General features: G+C 67.4%; 17 protein-coding genes. 8 read left to right on the forward strand and 9 right to left on the reverse strand.

Features of this window, described 5'->3' with window-relative positions; genetic code table 11:
- Positions 1–189 precede the first annotated feature (189 nt).
- Genes ACF8LI_RS25665 through fliF form a run of 6 tightly spaced genes read right to left on the reverse strand, consistent with a single transcriptional unit; the run spans position 190 to position 7,203 of the window.
- The gene (locus ACF8LI_RS25665) at positions 190–1,665 is read right to left on the reverse strand and encodes a flagellar hook-length control protein FliK (RefSeq protein WP_016454328.1); all 1,476 of its coding nucleotides are present in this window, start codon (positions 1,663–1,665) and stop codon (positions 190–192) included.
- 3 nt (positions 1,666–1,668) lie between these two features.
- On the reverse strand, positions 1,669–2,133 hold the full coding sequence (gene fliJ, locus ACF8LI_RS25670; protein ID WP_016449322.1) for a flagellar export protein FliJ: 465 nt from the start codon (positions 2,131–2,133) through the stop codon (positions 1,669–1,671).
- A 56-nt stretch (positions 2,134–2,189) separates the two neighbouring features.
- Positions 2,190–3,608, reverse strand: coding sequence for a flagellar protein export ATPase FliI (gene fliI, locus ACF8LI_RS25675; protein WP_016449321.1), 1,419 nt, complete (start codon positions 3,606–3,608; stop codon positions 2,190–2,192).
- Positions 3,598–4,488, reverse strand: coding sequence for a FliH/SctL family protein (locus ACF8LI_RS25680; RefSeq protein WP_016449320.1), 891 nt, complete (start codon positions 4,486–4,488; stop codon positions 3,598–3,600). Before ACF8LI_RS25680 ends, fliI begins: the two co-directional genes overlap by 11 nt.
- Entirely contained in the window at positions 4,481–5,476 is a 996-nt protein-coding gene (gene fliG, locus ACF8LI_RS25685) for a flagellar motor switch protein FliG (protein WP_012202571.1), read from the reverse strand. Before fliG ends, ACF8LI_RS25680 begins: the two co-directional genes overlap by 8 nt.
- 26 nt (positions 5,477–5,502) lie before the next feature.
- Complete coding sequence (gene fliF / locus ACF8LI_RS25690; protein ID WP_026062017.1) at positions 5,503–7,203, reverse strand: flagellar basal-body MS-ring/collar protein FliF; 1,701 nt, start codon at positions 7,201–7,203, stop codon at positions 5,503–5,505.
- A gap of 177 nt (positions 7,204–7,380) precedes the next feature.
- Between fliF and fliE the strand changes: the two genes are divergently transcribed.
- Positions 7,381–7,698, forward strand: a complete 318-nt coding sequence (gene fliE / locus ACF8LI_RS25695) for a flagellar hook-basal body complex protein FliE (RefSeq protein ID WP_016449318.1) — start codon at positions 7,381–7,383, stop codon at positions 7,696–7,698.
- Between the two features lie 388 nt (positions 7,699–8,086).
- On the opposite strand, the gene ACF8LI_RS25700 is transcribed toward fliE, so the two are convergent.
- The 3 genes from ACF8LI_RS25700 to flgA all read right to left on the reverse strand — a co-directional run bounded on the left by ACF8LI_RS25700 (position 8,087) and on the right by flgA (position 9,698).
- Positions 8,087–8,458 carry a hypothetical protein gene (locus ACF8LI_RS25700; RefSeq protein ID WP_016449317.1) on the reverse strand — a complete coding sequence of 124 codons (372 nt, stop codon included), beginning with the start codon at positions 8,456–8,458 and terminating at the stop codon, positions 8,087–8,089.
- Positions 8,459–8,534: 76 nt separating this feature from the next.
- On the reverse strand, positions 8,535–8,855 hold the full coding sequence (gene flgM / locus ACF8LI_RS25705; RefSeq protein WP_016449316.1) for a flagellar biosynthesis anti-sigma factor FlgM: 321 nt from the start codon (positions 8,853–8,855) through the stop codon (positions 8,535–8,537).
- 78 nt (positions 8,856–8,933) lie between these two features.
- Entirely contained in the window at positions 8,934–9,698 is a 765-nt protein-coding gene (flgA, locus tag ACF8LI_RS25710; protein ID WP_016449315.1) for a flagellar basal body P-ring formation chaperone FlgA, read from the reverse strand.
- A 234-nt stretch (positions 9,699–9,932) separates the two neighbouring features.
- On the opposite strand from flgA, the gene flgB reads away from it, so the two are divergent.
- The 7 genes from flgB (at position 9,933) to ACF8LI_RS25745 (ending at position 15,274) form a co-directional block, all read left to right on the forward strand.
- On the forward strand, positions 9,933–10,346 hold the full coding sequence (gene flgB, locus ACF8LI_RS25715) for a flagellar basal body rod protein FlgB (RefSeq protein WP_013800365.1): 414 nt from the start codon (positions 9,933–9,935) through the stop codon (positions 10,344–10,346).
- Positions 10,347–10,376: 30 nt separating this feature from the next.
- On the forward strand, positions 10,377–10,781 hold the full coding sequence (gene flgC, locus ACF8LI_RS25720; protein ID WP_016449314.1) for a flagellar basal body rod protein FlgC: 405 nt from the start codon (positions 10,377–10,379) through the stop codon (positions 10,779–10,781).
- A gap of 34 nt (positions 10,782–10,815) precedes the next feature.
- Positions 10,816–11,478 carry a flagellar hook assembly protein FlgD gene (locus ACF8LI_RS25725; protein ID WP_016449313.1) on the forward strand — a complete coding sequence of 221 codons (663 nt, stop codon included), beginning with the start codon at positions 10,816–10,818 and terminating at the stop codon, positions 11,476–11,478.
- Between the two features lie 40 nt (positions 11,479–11,518).
- The gene (flgE, locus tag ACF8LI_RS25730; protein WP_017403966.1) at positions 11,519–12,790 is read left to right on the forward strand and encodes a flagellar hook protein FlgE; all 1,272 of its coding nucleotides are present in this window, start codon (positions 11,519–11,521) and stop codon (positions 12,788–12,790) included.
- A 29-nt stretch (positions 12,791–12,819) separates the two neighbouring features.
- Complete coding sequence (locus ACF8LI_RS25735; protein ID WP_016449311.1) at positions 12,820–13,560, forward strand: flagellar basal body rod protein FlgF; 741 nt, start codon at positions 12,820–12,822, stop codon at positions 13,558–13,560.
- A 22-nt stretch (positions 13,561–13,582) separates the two neighbouring features.
- Positions 13,583–14,365, forward strand: coding sequence for a flagellar basal-body rod protein FlgG (gene flgG, locus ACF8LI_RS25740; protein ID WP_012202560.1), 783 nt, complete (start codon positions 13,583–13,585; stop codon positions 14,363–14,365).
- A 201-nt stretch (positions 14,366–14,566) separates the two neighbouring features.
- On the forward strand, positions 14,567–15,274 hold the full coding sequence (locus ACF8LI_RS25745; protein ID WP_012202559.1) for a flagellar basal body L-ring protein FlgH: 708 nt from the start codon (positions 14,567–14,569) through the stop codon (positions 15,272–15,274).
- Positions 15,275–15,276 lie beyond the last annotated feature (2 nt).

Here is a 15,276-nt window from a genome sequence, read left to right on the forward strand (position 1 = left end):
CAGGCCCATGGCAGGAATTATTCGGCGATTGGACCTCGGGCCATGGCCTGAATAAGCGCATGAAACCCCGGTTTCTCGCTGGCTTGATGGCCCCCAAACGCCACAGGCCGGGCAGCTTGTCGCCACCCGGCCTGTTCTGAAAACCCGGAAAACGGCGCATGCGCCGCCCCGCAAGAAGCGCAGGAAGAATCAGACGAACAGATCCACCCCGCCTGCCGCCGCGCGGCCACCAGCCTGTGCGGCGCCATTGCCGCCCGTGACGCCGGCGGCATCGACCATGGCGCTCACGCGGCCCTGGCGCGCCTGGGCATCCGCGCCCTGGCGCCCCCCCGCTTCGCCATTGCCGGACTGGCCACCCGCGTCCACGCTGACGCCGGCCAGTTGCAGGCCCTGGGCCTGCAGCAGCTCGCGCAGCTGGTCGGCACCGTTGCCCAGCCATTCGCGCGCCTGGGATTCGCTGGCGCCAAAGCGCACATGGGCCTCGTTGCCCTGCAGGCTGACCTGCACCTGGATGGCCTTGCCCTCATGCTCGACAGACAGCGAGGCGTTCTGGCTCTTGTTGTGCACCCAGAAGGCCACCTGCTCGGACACCTGCTGCTCGCGCTCGGTGGAGTTGCCCGGCTGTGCCTGGGCGTCGGGCTGGGCCAAGGCTGCGCCATTGTGTCCGGCGGCCTGCTGTCCCAGGGACTGGCCGGCGTGGGCCGCGCCCACGGCGGCTGCAACCCCATGCAATCCGTTGGCGGCAGACTCTGCGGAGCCGGTGCCACCTTCGCGGGCCCGCTCGAACAGGCCGCGCCATTCCGCGGGCCGCACCGCCGCCATGCCGTTGAGCGCAATGCCCGACGCCAGGGCCGCGTCCTGCCGTACGCCGGGCGCCAGCGCCTGGGGTGTGTGCTCATGCGTGGCCTGGGCTGCAGATGCCGTGCGCGCTGCGGCGGCCGTCAGCGCCGTATCGGACTGCACGGCGGCCAGCACATCGGCCGCCTGTGTCTGTGCCTGGGCGCCCTGGCGCGCAGCGGTATCGGCGGGCGTGCCGGCTGCAGCGGCATCCACTGCGCCAGCCAGCGCCGCCGTGTTGGCGTTCGCGGCCAGCGCCGCGCCTGCGGCATCGCCCGCTGCAGGTTGCGGCGCCATGAAGGCGGCATGCGCCACCACGCCCTGCTCCTGGCGCAAGGCCAGCATGGCGGCACTGCCCCGGCCAGACAACCAGTCGCCCGCCACGCCCTGCAGCATGTCGCGGTCGCCCTTGCCATCGAGGTGGGCGGTCTGCCCGACCAGGCTGAGCCAGGGCGCCTGGCCGTTGGCGGCCAGCAGCATGGCATCGGCCTGCGCGGAAGTGGCCATATCGGCCGTCTCCGCCTGGGGCTGCAGCGGCAATTGCGTCTGCAGCAGCCCCTGCGCCAGGCCGGACAGGTCAGCCGGATCCTTCAGGCTGCCCTGAATTGCTCCCTTGAGGTTGGCCAGTGCGCCGGCCCCCTCATCGCCGAGGACCTGGCCCAGGTCCGGCAGTCCGCCAATGCCATCCATGGCGGCCAGCAGCGAGGAAAAGCCTGCGGCCTGCTCATTGGACGGCGGCTGCGCCGCGCGCGCGGAACGCACGCCCTCCATGGTGCGCTGCATGGCGCTGCGCGCGTCGGCGCGCTGTTCGATCTGGTTGGTGGACATGCGTCAAGCCTCCTGGAATGTCAGCCCGAAGCTGCGGCGGAAAAACTGGATGGCCGCACGTTCGTCGGTTTCCTTTTGCTCGCGGCGCATCTGGCCCAGCGCCAGGTCGCGGCGGCGCACCTCGACCACCTTGCGCAGGCTGCTGACCCGCAGCTCGCAGGCCATCAAGGCCTTTTGCGCGGCCTCCAGGCGGATGGCCAGGTCGGCCAGCACCCGTGTCTGCAGGCCGATGGCGTGCTGCAGGCGGTCCATGAACTGGTATTGGTGGAACATGACTTCGGGCTGTACGGACTGGTTCTGCTGCACGCCCCAGCGTGCCTGCATTTCCTGCACGTAGTGCTGCAGCTGGTCCATCTGCGCCTGCGCCGCCTGCTGCGAGCGCTGACGCTCCTGCACCGCCTGGCGCGCCTCGTCACGCTTGCGCGACGCGGCATCGATGGCCACCATCAAGGCATTCAAGGACGACATACCGGGTTTTCCTCCCTGTGTTCGCTGTTGCGTTATCTCAGTGCCGCGTCACCGCATCACTGACCACCGAGCGCGGCGGCCATGCCCGAGATGCTCTCGTCCATGGAAGCCGACTCGAACATGCTTTGCTGCAGAAAGGCCGCCATGGCCGGCTGCAGCCGTATCGCCTCGTCCATCTGCGGGTCCGAGCCCGCCATGTAGGCTCCGACCTGGACCAGGTCCCGGCCCTTCTGGTAGCGCGAATAGACAGCGCGAAAGCGCCTCGCCAGCTCGAAGTGCTCGCGCGAGACCACGTTGTGCATCACGCGCGAGGCCGATTGCTCGATGTCGATGGCCGGGTAGTGGCCCGACTCGGCCAGCGCCCGCGACAGCACGACGTGGCCGTCCAGAATGGCGCGTGCCGCATCGGCGATCGGGTCCTGCTGGTCGTCGCCCTCGGACAGCACGGTGTAGAAGGCCGTGATCGATCCCACGCCGTTGAGGCCGTTGCCGCTGCGCTCGACCAGGGCCGGCAGCTTGGCAAAGCACGACGGCGGATAGCCCTTGGTGGCCGGTGGCTCGCCAATGGCCAGCGCGATCTCGCGCTGGGCCATGGCATAGCGCGTCAGCGAATCCATGAGCAGCAGCACATGCTGGCCCTTGTCGCGGAAATGCTCGGCAATGGCCGTGGCGTAGGCGGCACCCTGCATGCGCAGCAGCGGCGGCGCATCGGCCGGCGCAGCCACCACCACGGCGCGGCTGCGGTCCTGTGCGCCGAGGATGTCCTCGACGAACTCCTTGACCTCCCGGCCGCGTTCACCGATCAGGCCGACGACGATCACGTCCGCCTGGGTGTAGCGCGCCATCATGCCCAGCAGCACGGACTTGCCCACGCCCGAGCCTGCGAACAGGCCCAGCCGCTGGCCCCGGCCCACGGTGAGCAGGGCGTTGAGCGAGCGCACGCCGGTGTCCAGCGTCTCGCGCACCGGGTCGCGGTCCATGGCGTTGATGGGGTTGCGGTCCAGCAGATCGGCCGTGACGTCGGCCAGCGGCCCGCCATGGTCCAGCGGCTGCCCCTGCGAATCCACGACACGGCCCAGCAGGCCGCTGCCGATGGGCAGGCGCAGCACGCCGGCCGCCATGGACACGGGCTCTTCGGGACCGTCGCCAAAGCGCAGCGGGGCGACAAAGGGTTCGGCCGGCGTCACGATGGCGCCGCTGGACAGCCCCTGGATGTCGCCCGCAGGCATCAGGAACGCACGCTCGCCGGCAAAGCCGACGACTTCGGCCAGCACCGGGTCCTGGCCTGCCTGGCGTATCCAGCATTGCGAGCCCACCGGCACCTGCAGGCCCGTGGCCTCCAGCACCAGGCCGGTCAGGCGCGTGAGCGTGCCGTGGGTTTCCAGCGGAATGTCGCTGTGCAGGCGGGCGCGGGCATTGGACAGCAGCTGCTGCCAGGGCTTGCCTGCATCGGCCAGGGAGGCATCAACCGGCATCGCGTTCTCCGTCATACCAGGTGGAGACCAGGCCCAGCGCGGCCACGGCGCGGCGCCAGCGCTTGTCCATGCCGGCATCGACCTGGGCACCGCCCGATTCCACGCGCACATCGCCCTGGGCCACGCCAGCGTCGCTGATCCACTGCACCTTGGACTGGGCGCCATGCTCGGCGCGCAGCGCCTCGTCCAGCACGGCGAAGTCGGCAGGGTTCAGGCGCACGGTGGCGGCGCGGCCGTCGGAGGCCAGCATGTCCAGCGCCTCGCGCACCACGGGCAGCAGGGCCTGGGGCTGGCTGCGCAGCTCCTGGCGGACCACCTGGCGCGCGATGTCGCAGGCCAGGTTCAGCAATTCCTGCGCCGCATCCGCCTGCAGCTGCTTGAAGCCGGCGTCCAGGCCGGACAGCAGCGCGTCCACGCGCTGCGCCGTCTCTCGGCCCGTGCCGGAGACATAGTCATCCATGTGCTGCTGCCACTGCTGCCGGGCTTCCTGGCGGCCTTGCTCCAGGCCCTCGGCATGGCCTTCGGCGCGTGCCTGCTCCAGCAATTCATGCAGCCGCTCCTCGTCCACGGCGGGGGTGGATGCCGCCGTGCCTGGCGCGTCGGCGTCGACATCCAGCACCATGGAATCGGCGTCCAGCCGGGGCGCATCGGAGCGCCCGGGCAGCGACAGGCTGTGGAAGCCGGACGAGGAAGCGGGTGTGCGCGCCATGCCGGCGCCACCGGGTGCAGCCTGTGCATCGGGGGCGCCCTGAATGTTCGGCAGGCCGGGCAGGCTTTGCAGGCCGCCCATGTGGTCCACGGCACCAAAGCGCCACTGCACCACCTGGCGCTCGTCAATCTCCTCGGAGGGAATGAAGCGCGAGTTCATCCCACTAGACATAGCTGTCCTCCGCGCCGCTGCCGATGGTGATCTGGCCTTCTTCGGCCAGACGGCGCACCACCTTCAGGATTTCCTTTTGCTGCGCTTCCACTTCGGACAGGCGCATCGGGCCGCGGCCTTCCAGGTCCTCGCGCAGCGACTCGGCCGCACGCATGGACATGTTGGCCAGGATCTTGTCGCGCACTTCCATCGAACCGCCCTTGAGCGCGATGATCAGCGTCTCGGACACCACTTCGCGCAGCACCAGCTGCACCGAGCGGTCGTCCAGTTTGACCAGGTCGTCGAACACGAACATCTTGTCCATGATCTTCTGGGCCAGGTCCGGGTCGTAGTTGCGGATGGTGTCCAGCACGGCCACGTCGGCATTGCCGCCGAGGTTGTTGATCATCTCGGCCGCCGTCTTGACGCCGCCCAGCGAGGTCTTGCGGATCTTGTCGCCTCCGGCCAGCACCTGGAACAGCACCTCGTTGAGGTCCTTGAGCGCGGTCGGCTGAATGCCTTCCAGCGTGGCCACGCGCAGCATGACTTCGCTGCGGAAACGCTCGGGCAGCTGCATCAGCACGGCAGCAGCCTGCTCGTGCTCCAGGTGAACCAGGATGGCGGCCACGATCTGCGGATGCTCGCCGCGCAGCAGTTCGGCCACCGACAGCGGGTCCATCCATTTCAGGCTTTCGATGCCGGAGACATCGCCGCCCTGCAGGATGCGGTCGATCAGCAGCGCGGCCTTGTCGTCGCCCAGGGCGCGCTTGAGCACCGAGCGCACATAGCCGCTGGCGTCGTCCACCAGCAGGCTTTGCGCGGCCGCGTCATCGGCAAAGCGGTTGATGACGAAGTCCACCTTCTCGCGCGAGACGCCGCGCATGTGCGCAATGGTCTCGCCGAGCTTTTGCACTTCCTTGGGTGTGAGGTGCTTGAACACCTCGGCCGCTTCCTCCTCGCCCAGGGAGACCAGCAAGATGGCGGCGTCGTTCAGGCCTCGTTCGTCCATATCTCAGCAATCCGTGTTTGGCAGGCTCAGGTGGCCTCGCCGTTGATCCAGGTCTTGACGATGTTGGCCACCGCGATCGGGTTCTGCTTGGCCAGTTGGCGCGCCTGCTCCAGGCGCACCTGCTCCTGTGTGGGAGACAGATCGACAGCGGGTCCGGCCAGCGCCGGACGGTCCAGCTGCTCGCCCTCGATGGCATTGAGCTGACCGCCCACGGCAGCCGTCTTGCGGCCCTTGAGCATGGGTCGCACCAGGCCCAGCAGCAAGATGGCGCCGAACAGGGCCAGGCCGATGGGCACGCCCAGGCTGCGGGCCATGTCCAGCACTTCGGGCTGGCGCCACAGCGGCACCTCGGCCGGCGCTTCGTCCTGCACAAAGGGTGTGCTGACCAGGTTGACCGAGTCACCGCGCTCGGCGCTGTAGCCCACGGTCTCGCGCACCAGGGTCAGCAGTTGCGCCTGCTGCGCCGCCGTCAGGCCGCGCGCTGCGGCGGCAACGGTGGCGGCATCGGTGGCGCCACCGGCTGCATTCGGCGCAGCGGCCGCCACCAGGGGCGCATTGATGACCACGGCGGCCGTCAGGCGCTTGATGCTGCCCGTGCTGCCGCGTGTGTGGCGCACGGTCTTGTCCACTTCGTAGTTGGTGATGGACTCGCGCTTGCTGGCAGAGCGCACGGCGTTCTGTCCATCGGCCGCCTGGGGTGCGGGATTGGCGCCATTGACCGGCGCGGACGCGTTCTGGGGCGGCTGGTTGCTGGTGGCGCCGGGGATGCCGGTGGGCTGGGGCGGCTTTTGCTCGCCCGTGCTCTCCACCACCTGCTGGCTGCGCACCACGCCCGCGTCGGAGGACTGGTTGGGGCGGTGCTGCTCCGAGGTCGATTCGGTCTGGCTGAAATCCATCTCGGCCGAGACCTGGGCCTTCACATTGTTCTTGCCGACCACAGGCTCCAGGATATCCAGGATACGGCGCACGTACTGCTGCTCGATCTGCTGGGTGTAGTTCAGCTGCTGCATGTCCACGGCGTTGGCGTTGCCGTCGGGCGACTGCGACAGCAGCTTGCCCGAGTCGTCGAGGATGCTCACGGCCGTGGGCGCCATCTCGGGCACGCTGGAGGCCACCAGGTGCACGATGCCCGCGATCTGCGTGCGGTCCAGCACGCGGCCGGGGTACAGGCTCAGCAGCACCGAGGCCGAAGGCTTTTGCTGCTCGCGGAAAAAGCCGTTCTGATTGGGCAGGGCCAGATGCACGCGTGCGCTTTGCACGGCGGCCAGGGCCTGGATGGAGCGCGTCAGCTCGCCTTCGAGGCCACGCTGGAAATTCAGGCGTTCCTGGAACTGGGTGATGCCGAACTTGCTGTTTTCCATCAGCTCGAAGCCCGTCACCGAACCCTTGGGCAGGCCCTGGGTGGCCAGCTTCAGGCGCACATCGTGCACGCGGTCGGACGGGATGAGGATGGCGCCGCCGCCTTCCGTGTAGCGGTATGGCACGTTCATCTGCGACAGCTGGGCGACGATGGCGCCACCATCCTTGTCGCTCAGATTGGAGAACAGCACCTTGTAGTCCGGCTGGCGGTAGAACATGGCCGCCGCCCCCACGGCGACAACCAGCAGCACGGCGATCGCGCCCCAACGCAGGCGCTGGCCACGGTCCATGGCCGTCCAGCGCTGCTGCAGGGCAGGCTGGGGGACGGGAGTGGCTTGGGGGACAGGGATTTCAGCGACAGCAGACATCTTGGTTCCAGGTGTTCGAGCCCTGCACACACAGGACCCTAGCGTGCTGTCGATTATTCGAAGTCCGCCGCTTCACATTCGCCCGATAAGCGCGCCGTTTGACCTTCTATTTGCCCGGATGCGAAAACCCTGCCGACCTACGATCTCGTCATCTTGCTAACTCCGATGGAATGTGTCATGGACCTTCGCATCCCCAGTACCACCTCTCCCCTGTACGGCACCCAGCTCCCCAAAGGCGTGGGCGCAGGCGACGCATCGACCAAAGTGGCGGCTGGCGGCTTCAGCCAGGCCCTTCAAGGCGCGCTGCAGTCCGTCAGTTCAGCCCAGAACCACTCCAGCCAGCTGCAGCGTGAAGTGCAGCTGGAGAACCCGGCCGTCAGCCTCGAAGAAACCATGATCGCCATGCAAAAGGCACAGATCGGCTTCCAGGCCACGATGCAGGTGCGCAACCGGCTCGTGCAGGCCTATACCGACGTGATGAACATGCAGGTCTGAGGACGTCCGGCCCCGGCCGGACCCTCTTTGCCCACCCAAACCGCAGACCGCAGACCCAACAGCATTTGCGCGCACCATCGCATGGCTGCGTCTTTCCGGCACGCGCAGGATCCGGCCTTCTTCAAGGCGTTGTTCCGCTTTCGCCGAACCGGGCCTTTGCCCACCCTCCCCATTCCTGGCCGCCCGTCACCGCACGGCCCAAAGCACCCCGTCTTTTTCAGCAAGCGTGACCTCCTCCCGCGCATGGAGGGTCGCCTTCCGATGCGCAGCCCTGCCTGCACCGGCCGGCAGGCGCGTCACGCCGACGCCACCCCGGAAAAGACAAAACCCTCGGGCACGCATGCCGGAGGGTTGATCAGGACAGGAAAAAAGGAAGAAGGAGGCTGCTTCAGCTGGCCGAGTGGTAGATGCGCGCCTTGCCCGGTCCGGCGTGAGGGTGTCCATACAGGTCACGTCCATACGTGGCCTGGTCCGAAGCCTGGGGAATCAGCGCCGCCGCCTGGTGCTGGGCCACCACCGCCATGCGCGCCAGCTGGTCGCGCTGCATGGCCATCTGCTCGCCCAGTGCCTGGGCGCGCTCGCGCAGCTCCTGCGTCCAGTCGGCCGCGCTGAAGCGGCGGGCCAGTTCGGAAAACGCAGCCATGGCATCGCGCAGCCGGGTGCTGGACTGCTCCAGCGCGACCGCATCCTTCGATTGCAGCGAGGCGGACACCATCCGGACCACCGCGTCCAGGGAATCGAGCATCTCGCTGAGAGTCATGGGACAGGCCTTGCTGAAAAAAGAAAGCGCGTGCTCGCGCCGGAAGGAAAAAACCGAGAAAGAACCGAACCCGCGCTCAGACGCGCGAGTGCGAGAGGAATTCCTCGGAGTTGGCCAGCAGCTTGTCGGCCACGGCGTCGGCGTTCACGCGGAAGGTGCCGTTGGCAATGGCTTCGCGGATTTCCTTGACGCGGTTGGCATCGAAGTCGGCGGTGGCACGACCAGTTTGGTCCAGTGCGCGGGCCGAGTTCGAGAACGACACGGGAACACCGGCCGCCTTGGCAGGCTGGGCCTGTGCGGAGGATTCCTCGCTGGCAATGGCGCTGGCTGTCTTGGGCTGCTTGGCGGCGGCCTGGGAGGCAGCGGCGGGCAGTTCCGGTTTTTGACCTATCTTCATCTTGATTCTCCAATCGCCCTGGCGGCGTAAGGCGCTGTGCCTAGCTTTCGACTGCCTGGAACAAAACTTGAGGTTTTTTTACTGCACCAGCACCACGCCCTCGGGATTCACCACCCCGGAGATGAGCCGGCCATTATCCATGCGAACCCGCACGGTCTGGCCTTCGCCGGCGGCAGACATGGCCTTGCCCGACGATGTGACGGAAAAACCACCACCATTGACCAGAACACGCACTTCGGCACCCACCGCGAACAGCGCCGGCGTGCGCAGCATGTTCTGGCGCAGTGCCTGGCCTGCGGCCAGTGGGCGGGAAGCCACCAGGCCCACCCAGTCCTGCTGGTTGGCGTAGACGGCGGCCGAATCCTCGGCCCAGTCCACCTCGGCCTGGACGGCGTCGTCGGCCGACAGCGGGCGGCCCGAAGGCACGCCGTTTTGCAGCACCCAGGCAGGCCCCCAGGCCTTGACCGTGATGGGCAGGAACACATTCCAGGCCACGGCGCCCTGCAGGCAGCGCAGGCCCAGGCGGGTACGGCCCCACAGGCGCGAGCCTGCGGGCAAATAGGGTTCGACCTTGGCGCAGGCGGCCAGGCGCAGGCGGGGATCGAGCTGGCCCATCTGCACTTCCATGCGCAGGGGCAGGGCGCCCGCACCGGCCATGCCCTGCTGCAGGGCCTCGTCGGCAAAGCGCTGGCCGATCTGGCTGAGCTGGGCCGCGCCATCGGGCGCGTTCTGCGCGAACGCGCTGCCTGCCAGCGATGCTCCAGCGGCGAGCGCAGCGCATGCGGCGGCGCGGGCGAAGGCTCGGGCGGCGGAAGGCGGATGGGCGGTGCTGAAGTTCGACATGGCTGGGGCTCCTGACTTGCTCCGGCACCCCGTCAGGATGGGCGGGATACATGGAGCGATGCCAGCAAATATAGGGCGGGCGCCGTTTTCCGAAGCGCCGAACTGCGCAGGCAAACGCGCTTTCTTTGCGCTTTAGCGTTCGGGCCCGATTTCCATAATCGACGCATGCCGCAGTCCGTGGGCTGCCGCCATTTCGTCAACCGATCACCGCAAATCCCAGAGGGCGAGGCCGACATGCTCGACAAGATGACTGAACGACTGGACTTCCAGAGCAAGGCGCTGGTGCTGCGCGCCGAGCGCCAGCGTGCAATCGCCAGCAACATCGCCAATGCCGACACCCCGGGCTATGTGGCACGCGACTTCAATTTCCGCGAGGCGCTGACGGCCGTCACCTCCGGCCCCTCGCCCATGACGCTGGCCAGCGTCAGCCAGGGCGGCCACATTCCGCTGCCTGCCGCCGCCTCGGGGCAGAGCGCGCAAAGCCATCTCGGCTACTCGGTGCAGGCCCAGACCAACATGGACAACAACACCGTGGACCTGGACCGCGAACGCGCCAACTTCGTCGACAACGCCGTGCGCTACGAAGCCACGCTGCGCTTTCTGAACGGCCAGGCCAAGACCATGCTGTCGGCCATCCAGGGCCAGTAAGCCGGCGCCACAGACCACAGGAGCTTTCCCATGTCCATGTTCTCCATCTTCAGCATCTCCGGCAGTGCCGTCAGCGCCCAGTCCCAGCGCCTGAACGTCGTGGCCTCGAACCTGGCCAACGTCGATGCCGTGGCCGGCCCCGACGGCAAGGCCTACCAGGCACGCCAGGTGGTCTTCCAGACCGTGCCCATGGGCGAGGAAGGCTCCTCGGGCGTGCGCGTCAGCGCCATCAGCCAGGACAACACGCCGGGCCGCCGCATCCACGATCCCCAGCACCCGCTGGCCGATGCCGAAGGCTATGTGACGCATTCCAACGTCAGCGCCGTGGACGAGATGGTCAACATGATCTCGGCCTCGCGCTCCTACCAGAACAACGTCGAGGTCATGAACACGACCAAGTCGCTGCTGCTCAAAACCCTGCAGATGGGCCAGTGAGCCCCGTCCGCACCACATTCCAGGAGCCACTCCCATGATCTATGGCGCAGGCAGCGTCGCCAGCACGGCCGACCTCAACAGCAAGAACACCACGAGCAATTCGAACACCGACCCCGCAGCAGCGCAGGACCGCTTCCTGAAGCTGCTGGTCGCGCAGTTGAACAACCAGGATCCCATGAATCCCATGGACAACGCGCAGATGACCTCGCAGATGGCGCAGATCAACACCGTCACCGGCATCCAGCAGTTGAACAAGACCATGGAAAGCATGGCCGGCCAGTTCACGGCCATGCAGGTGCTGCAGGGCACGCAGATGATCGGCCGCACCGTGCTGACCGAGGGCAACACCCTGGGCGTGGGCAAGGAAAAGTCCTATACGGCGGCCTTCGACCTCGAAGGCCCGGCCGCCGATGTCAAGGTGCAGATCACCACGGCCGGCGGCGAGCTGGTGGACACCGTCGAGCTGGGCAGCGGCACCGCGGGCCGCAACTACTTCACCTGGGACGGCAGCAAGTACACGGGCGATGCCAGCCAGCTGCGCTACACGGTGCAGGCCACGAATGCCGACAAGGCCGTGGCCTCGACCACGCTGTCGCCCCACGCGGTGCTTGCCACGGGCACCACCGACGGCAAGCTGACGCTGGAGCTGGACGACGGCACCAACGTCGCCTACACCTCCGTCAAGGCCGTGTACTGAACACCGCACCAAACACCCCAAACCATCGCAGGAGCACACCATGGGATTCCAACAAGGCCTCTCGGGTCTGAACGCCGCCAGCAAGAACCTGGACGTGATCGGCCACAACATCGCCAACGCCAACACCACGGGCTTCAAGTCCTCGCGCGCCGAGTTCGCCGAGGCCGTGGCCAGCGCCGTCGGCTCGGCCAGCGGCCAGACCAGCGGCATCGGTGTCAACGTGGCCGCCGTGACCCAGCAGTTCCGCCAGGGCCCGATCACGACCACGGGCAACAACCTGGACGTGGCCATCAACGGCAACGGCTTCTTCGTGGTGCGCCAGCCCGATGGCAGCACGGCCTATACGCGCGCCGGCAGCTTCGGCCTGGACAAGCAGGGCAACCTCAAGACCGTGCAGGGCGACAACGTCATGGGCTACCCCGTGGACGCCACTACGGGCAAGGTGCTGGCCGGCGGCCAGCCCGTGCCCATGGTCTTCCCGTCGGGCCAGCCGATTGCGGCCAAGACCACGACCAAGATCAATGTGGAGCTGAACCTCGATGCGCGCGCCACGCCCGCGGCAGGCAACCCCACAGCCACGCCTCCCGTTGCCGCCACGCCGCGCGCCACCTATGGCACCTCGATCAACGTCTATGACAGCCAGGGCGTGCCCACGCCGGTGCAGATGTACTTCGAGAAGGACGCGGCGTCCAACACCTGGAAGGTCTACGACGGCCTGGACGACCCCACGGCATCGCCGCCCAAGGTCGCCACCTTGCTGACCACCCTGGTGTTCGATGCCTCCGGCAAGATCACCAGCGGCAGCCCCGTGACGGCGCAGATCAAGAGCAGCAACCCCAACGCGCCCACGCCCGGCACCATCAACGGCACGGCCGGCGTGACGCTGGACTTCTCCAGCGTGACCCAGTTCGGCACCAAGTTCGCGGTCAGCAGCCTCAAGCAGGACGGCTACACCTCGGGCGCGCTCACCGGCATCAACATCGGCAACGATGGCGCCATCGTGGCCACCTACTCCAACGGCGTGACGCGCACCGAAGGCCAGCTGGCCCTGGCCGCCTTCACCAACACCCAGGGCCTGGGCGCCGTGGGTGACAACAAGTGGGTGGAAACATCGGATTCGGGCCCGGCGCTCAACGGTACGGCCCAGTCCGGCACCTTCGGCTCGCTGCGTTCGGGCGCGCTGGAGGACTCCAACGTGGACCTGACCGCCGAGCTGGTGAACATGATGACCGCGCAGCGCGCCTACCAGGCCAATGCCCAGACCATCAAGACCCAGGACCAGGTCTTCTCGACCCTGGTGAACCTGCGCTGATAGCCAAGAACTGAGTCAGGAGAGCCGGCATGGACCGCATCATCTACACCTCCATGACGGGCGCCAACGCAGCGGCGCAGCGTCAGTCCGTGCTGGCCCACAACCTGGCCAATGCCGGCACCAATGGCTTTCGGGCCGAAATGTCCACCTTCCGCTCCGTGCCCCTGCAGGGCAGCGGCGCGGGCACGCGCGTGTTCGCGCTGGAGGCGACCTCCGGCTACGTGGACACGCCCGGCCCCACCCAGCGCACGGGCCGCGCACTGGACGCCATGGCCATGGGCCGCGCCTGGTTCGCCGTCCAGGGCCTGGACGGCCAGGAAGCCTACACACGCAACGGCGTGTTCGAGGTTTCCCCCGAGGGCCAGCTGGTCAACAGCAACGGCCAGGCCGTGCTGTCGGACGGCGGCGGCCCCATCGACATTCCGCCCGAGTCCACGATTTCCCTGGGCTCCGACGGCACGCTGACCGCCAAGACCGGCAACCAGCTGCCCGTGGCCGTGGGCCGCGTCAAGCTGGCCACGCCGGCCGAGGACGCTGCGCTGGTGCGCGGCAACGACGGCCTGTTCCGCACGGGCAACGGCGAGCCGCTGCCCAACGACGAGAACGCCCGCCTGCTGTCGGGCGCCATCGAAGGCTCGAACGTGAATTCGGTGGAGACCATGGTCGGCATGATTGCCGCCGCCCGCCAGTTCGAGACCCAGATGCGCCTGCTGCAGACCGCAGAAACCAATGACAAGACGGCCAGCCAACTCTTGAGCATGAACGGCTGAAAGCACTGAAAAGGAAAACGCCATGATCAATTCGCTGTTCATCTCCAAGACCGGCATGGAAGCCCAGCAGACCCAGCTGGATGTGATCTCCCACAACCTGGCCAACGTCTCGACCACGGGCTACAAGCGCGCCAGCGCGGTGTTCGAGGATCTGATCTACCAGAACCTGCGCCAGTCGGGCGCCCAGACCACCGAGCAGAACCAGCTGCCCACGGGCCTGCACCTGGGCCTGGGCGTGCGCACGGTGGCCACCTCGCGCAATTTCCTGCAGGGCGCCCTGCAGCAGTCCAACAATGCGCTGGACGTGGCCATCGACGGCAACGGCTTCTTCCAGGTCAACATGCCCGACGGCACCACGGCCTATACCCGCGACGGCTCCTTCCAGGTCGATGCCCAGGGCCAGTTGGTGACTGCCAGCGGCATGCCCATCGCCAACGGCGTCACCATTCCCCAGGGCGCGACCAAGGTGTCTATCAGCCCCGAGGGCGTGGTCAGCGTGACCATGGCCGGCCAGGCTGCGCCCCAGCAGGTGGGCAACATCGCGATGAGCCAGTTCATCAATCCGGCCGGCCTGGAGCCGCGCGGCCAGAACCTGTTCACGGAAACCGCTTCCTCGGGCCAGCCCCAGCAGGGCCAGCCCGGTGTCAACGGTATGGGCATGATCAAGCAGGGCTACCTGGAAGGCTCGAACGTGAACGTGGTGCAGGAGCTGGTGACCATGATCCAGACCCAGCGCGCCTATGAAATGAATTCCAAGGCCATCCAGACGTCGGACCAGATGCTGGCCAAGCTGGCGCAGTTGTAATTGATCTCTCCCCCTGAGCGGCTTCGCCGCTTCCCCCTCTCTACTCGCTTCGCGAGGGAGGGGGACGACGCCCTCGCTGCGGGGCGGCCCTTGCTCGGCGTCCCTGACCTGGGCCGCGCCGGTCTCCGGGGTCGCGCCACATGCCTATGGCTCGCCAGGTTCATGCGAAGCATGGATCACTGAAACACCGGGAACATCGCCATGACCCAACGAACCTTCTCCCTTTCCGCGACGGGCACATGCCTGGCGCTGGCGGCAGTCCTGTCGGGCTGCACGACGCTCAATGACCCGCCGCCGGTGGACATGCCGTCCACGGCGCCGCCGGTGCTGCCGCAGCCCGCCCCGGTGGCGGGCAGCCCCACGGGCAGCCTGTTCAACGCGGCCAGCTACCGGCCCGGTTTCGAGAACCGGCGTGCGCGCCTGGTGGGGGATCTGGTGACGGTGCAGATCGTGGAGCGTGTGACGGCCAGCCAGAAGTCGGATTCGGGCCTCAAGCGGTCCAACAAGACCACGGCCGGGATTTCGGCGCTGCCGCTGTTTTCGGGCAATGCGCTGGCCAATCTCAAGGACCGCTCCAACATCGGCTTCAACAACAACAACGACTACACGGGCTCGGGCTCGACGTCCAGCGACAACACGTTCACGGGCGCCATCAGCACGACGGTGGTCGATGTGCTGCCCAACGGCCATCTGGTGATCGCCGGAGAAAAGCAGATCGGCGTGAACCACAACGTGGATGTGCTGCGCTTCACGGGCACGGTGGACCCGCGCACCATGCAGCCCGGCAGCCTGGTCGCATCGACCCAGGTGGCCAACGTGCGCGTGGAATCGCGCAGCCGCGGGCAGGCCGGGGAAGCGCAGTCAATTGGCTGGTTGTCCCGGTTCTTTTTGAACGTTATGCCGTTCTGATT

It is taken from the genome of Delftia sp. WSY_12 (assembly GCF_043104645.1).
Taxonomy (GTDB): domain Bacteria; phylum Pseudomonadota; class Gammaproteobacteria; order Burkholderiales; family Burkholderiaceae_C; genus Comamonas; species Comamonas tsuruhatensis.

Bases quoted from the DNA above. Each gene is read 5' to 3' on its own strand.
- ACF8LI_RS25735 (WP_016449311.1), top strand. From the start codon at position 12,820: ATGGACCGCATCATCTACACCTCCATGACGGGCGCCAACGCAGCGGCG.
- ACF8LI_RS25725 (WP_016449313.1), top strand. From the start codon at position 10,816: ATGATCTATGGCGCAGGCAGCGTCGCCAGCACGGCCGACCTCAACAGC.
- flgC (WP_016449314.1), top strand. From the start codon at position 10,377: ATGTCCATGTTCTCCATCTTCAGCATCTCCGGCAGTGCCGTCAGCGCC.
- ACF8LI_RS25700 (WP_016449317.1), bottom strand. From the start codon at position 8,458: ATGACTCTCAGCGAGATGCTCGATTCCCTGGACGCGGTGGTCCGGATG.
- flgG (WP_012202560.1), top strand. From the start codon at position 13,583: ATGATCAATTCGCTGTTCATCTCCAAGACCGGCATGGAAGCCCAGCAG.
- fliF (WP_026062017.1), bottom strand. From the start codon at position 7,203: ATGTCTGCTGTCGCTGAAATCCCTGTCCCCCAAGCCACTCCCGTCCCC.
- ACF8LI_RS25745 (WP_012202559.1), top strand. From the start codon at position 14,567: ATGACCCAACGAACCTTCTCCCTTTCCGCGACGGGCACATGCCTGGCG.
- flgE (WP_017403966.1), top strand. From the start codon at position 11,519: ATGGGATTCCAACAAGGCCTCTCGGGTCTGAACGCCGCCAGCAAGAAC.
- fliI (WP_016449321.1), bottom strand. From the start codon at position 3,608: ATGCCGGTTGATGCCTCCCTGGCCGATGCAGGCAAGCCCTGGCAGCAG.
- fliJ (WP_016449322.1), bottom strand. From the start codon at position 2,133: ATGTCGTCCTTGAATGCCTTGATGGTGGCCATCGATGCCGCGTCGCGC.
- fliG (WP_012202571.1), bottom strand. From the start codon at position 5,476: ATGGACGAACGAGGCCTGAACGACGCCGCCATCTTGCTGGTCTCCCTG.
- ACF8LI_RS25665 (WP_016454328.1), bottom strand. From the start codon at position 1,665: ATGTCCACCAACCAGATCGAACAGCGCGCCGACGCGCGCAGCGCCATG.
- ACF8LI_RS25680 (WP_016449320.1), bottom strand. From the start codon at position 4,488: ATGTCTAGTGGGATGAACTCGCGCTTCATTCCCTCCGAGGAGATTGAC.
- flgA (WP_016449315.1), bottom strand. From the start codon at position 9,698: ATGTCGAACTTCAGCACCGCCCATCCGCCTTCCGCCGCCCGAGCCTTC.
- flgB (WP_013800365.1), top strand. From the start codon at position 9,933: ATGCTCGACAAGATGACTGAACGACTGGACTTCCAGAGCAAGGCGCTG.
- fliE (WP_016449318.1), top strand. From the start codon at position 7,381: ATGGACCTTCGCATCCCCAGTACCACCTCTCCCCTGTACGGCACCCAG.
- flgM (WP_016449316.1), bottom strand. From the start codon at position 8,855: ATGAAGATAGGTCAAAAACCGGAACTGCCCGCCGCTGCCTCCCAGGCC.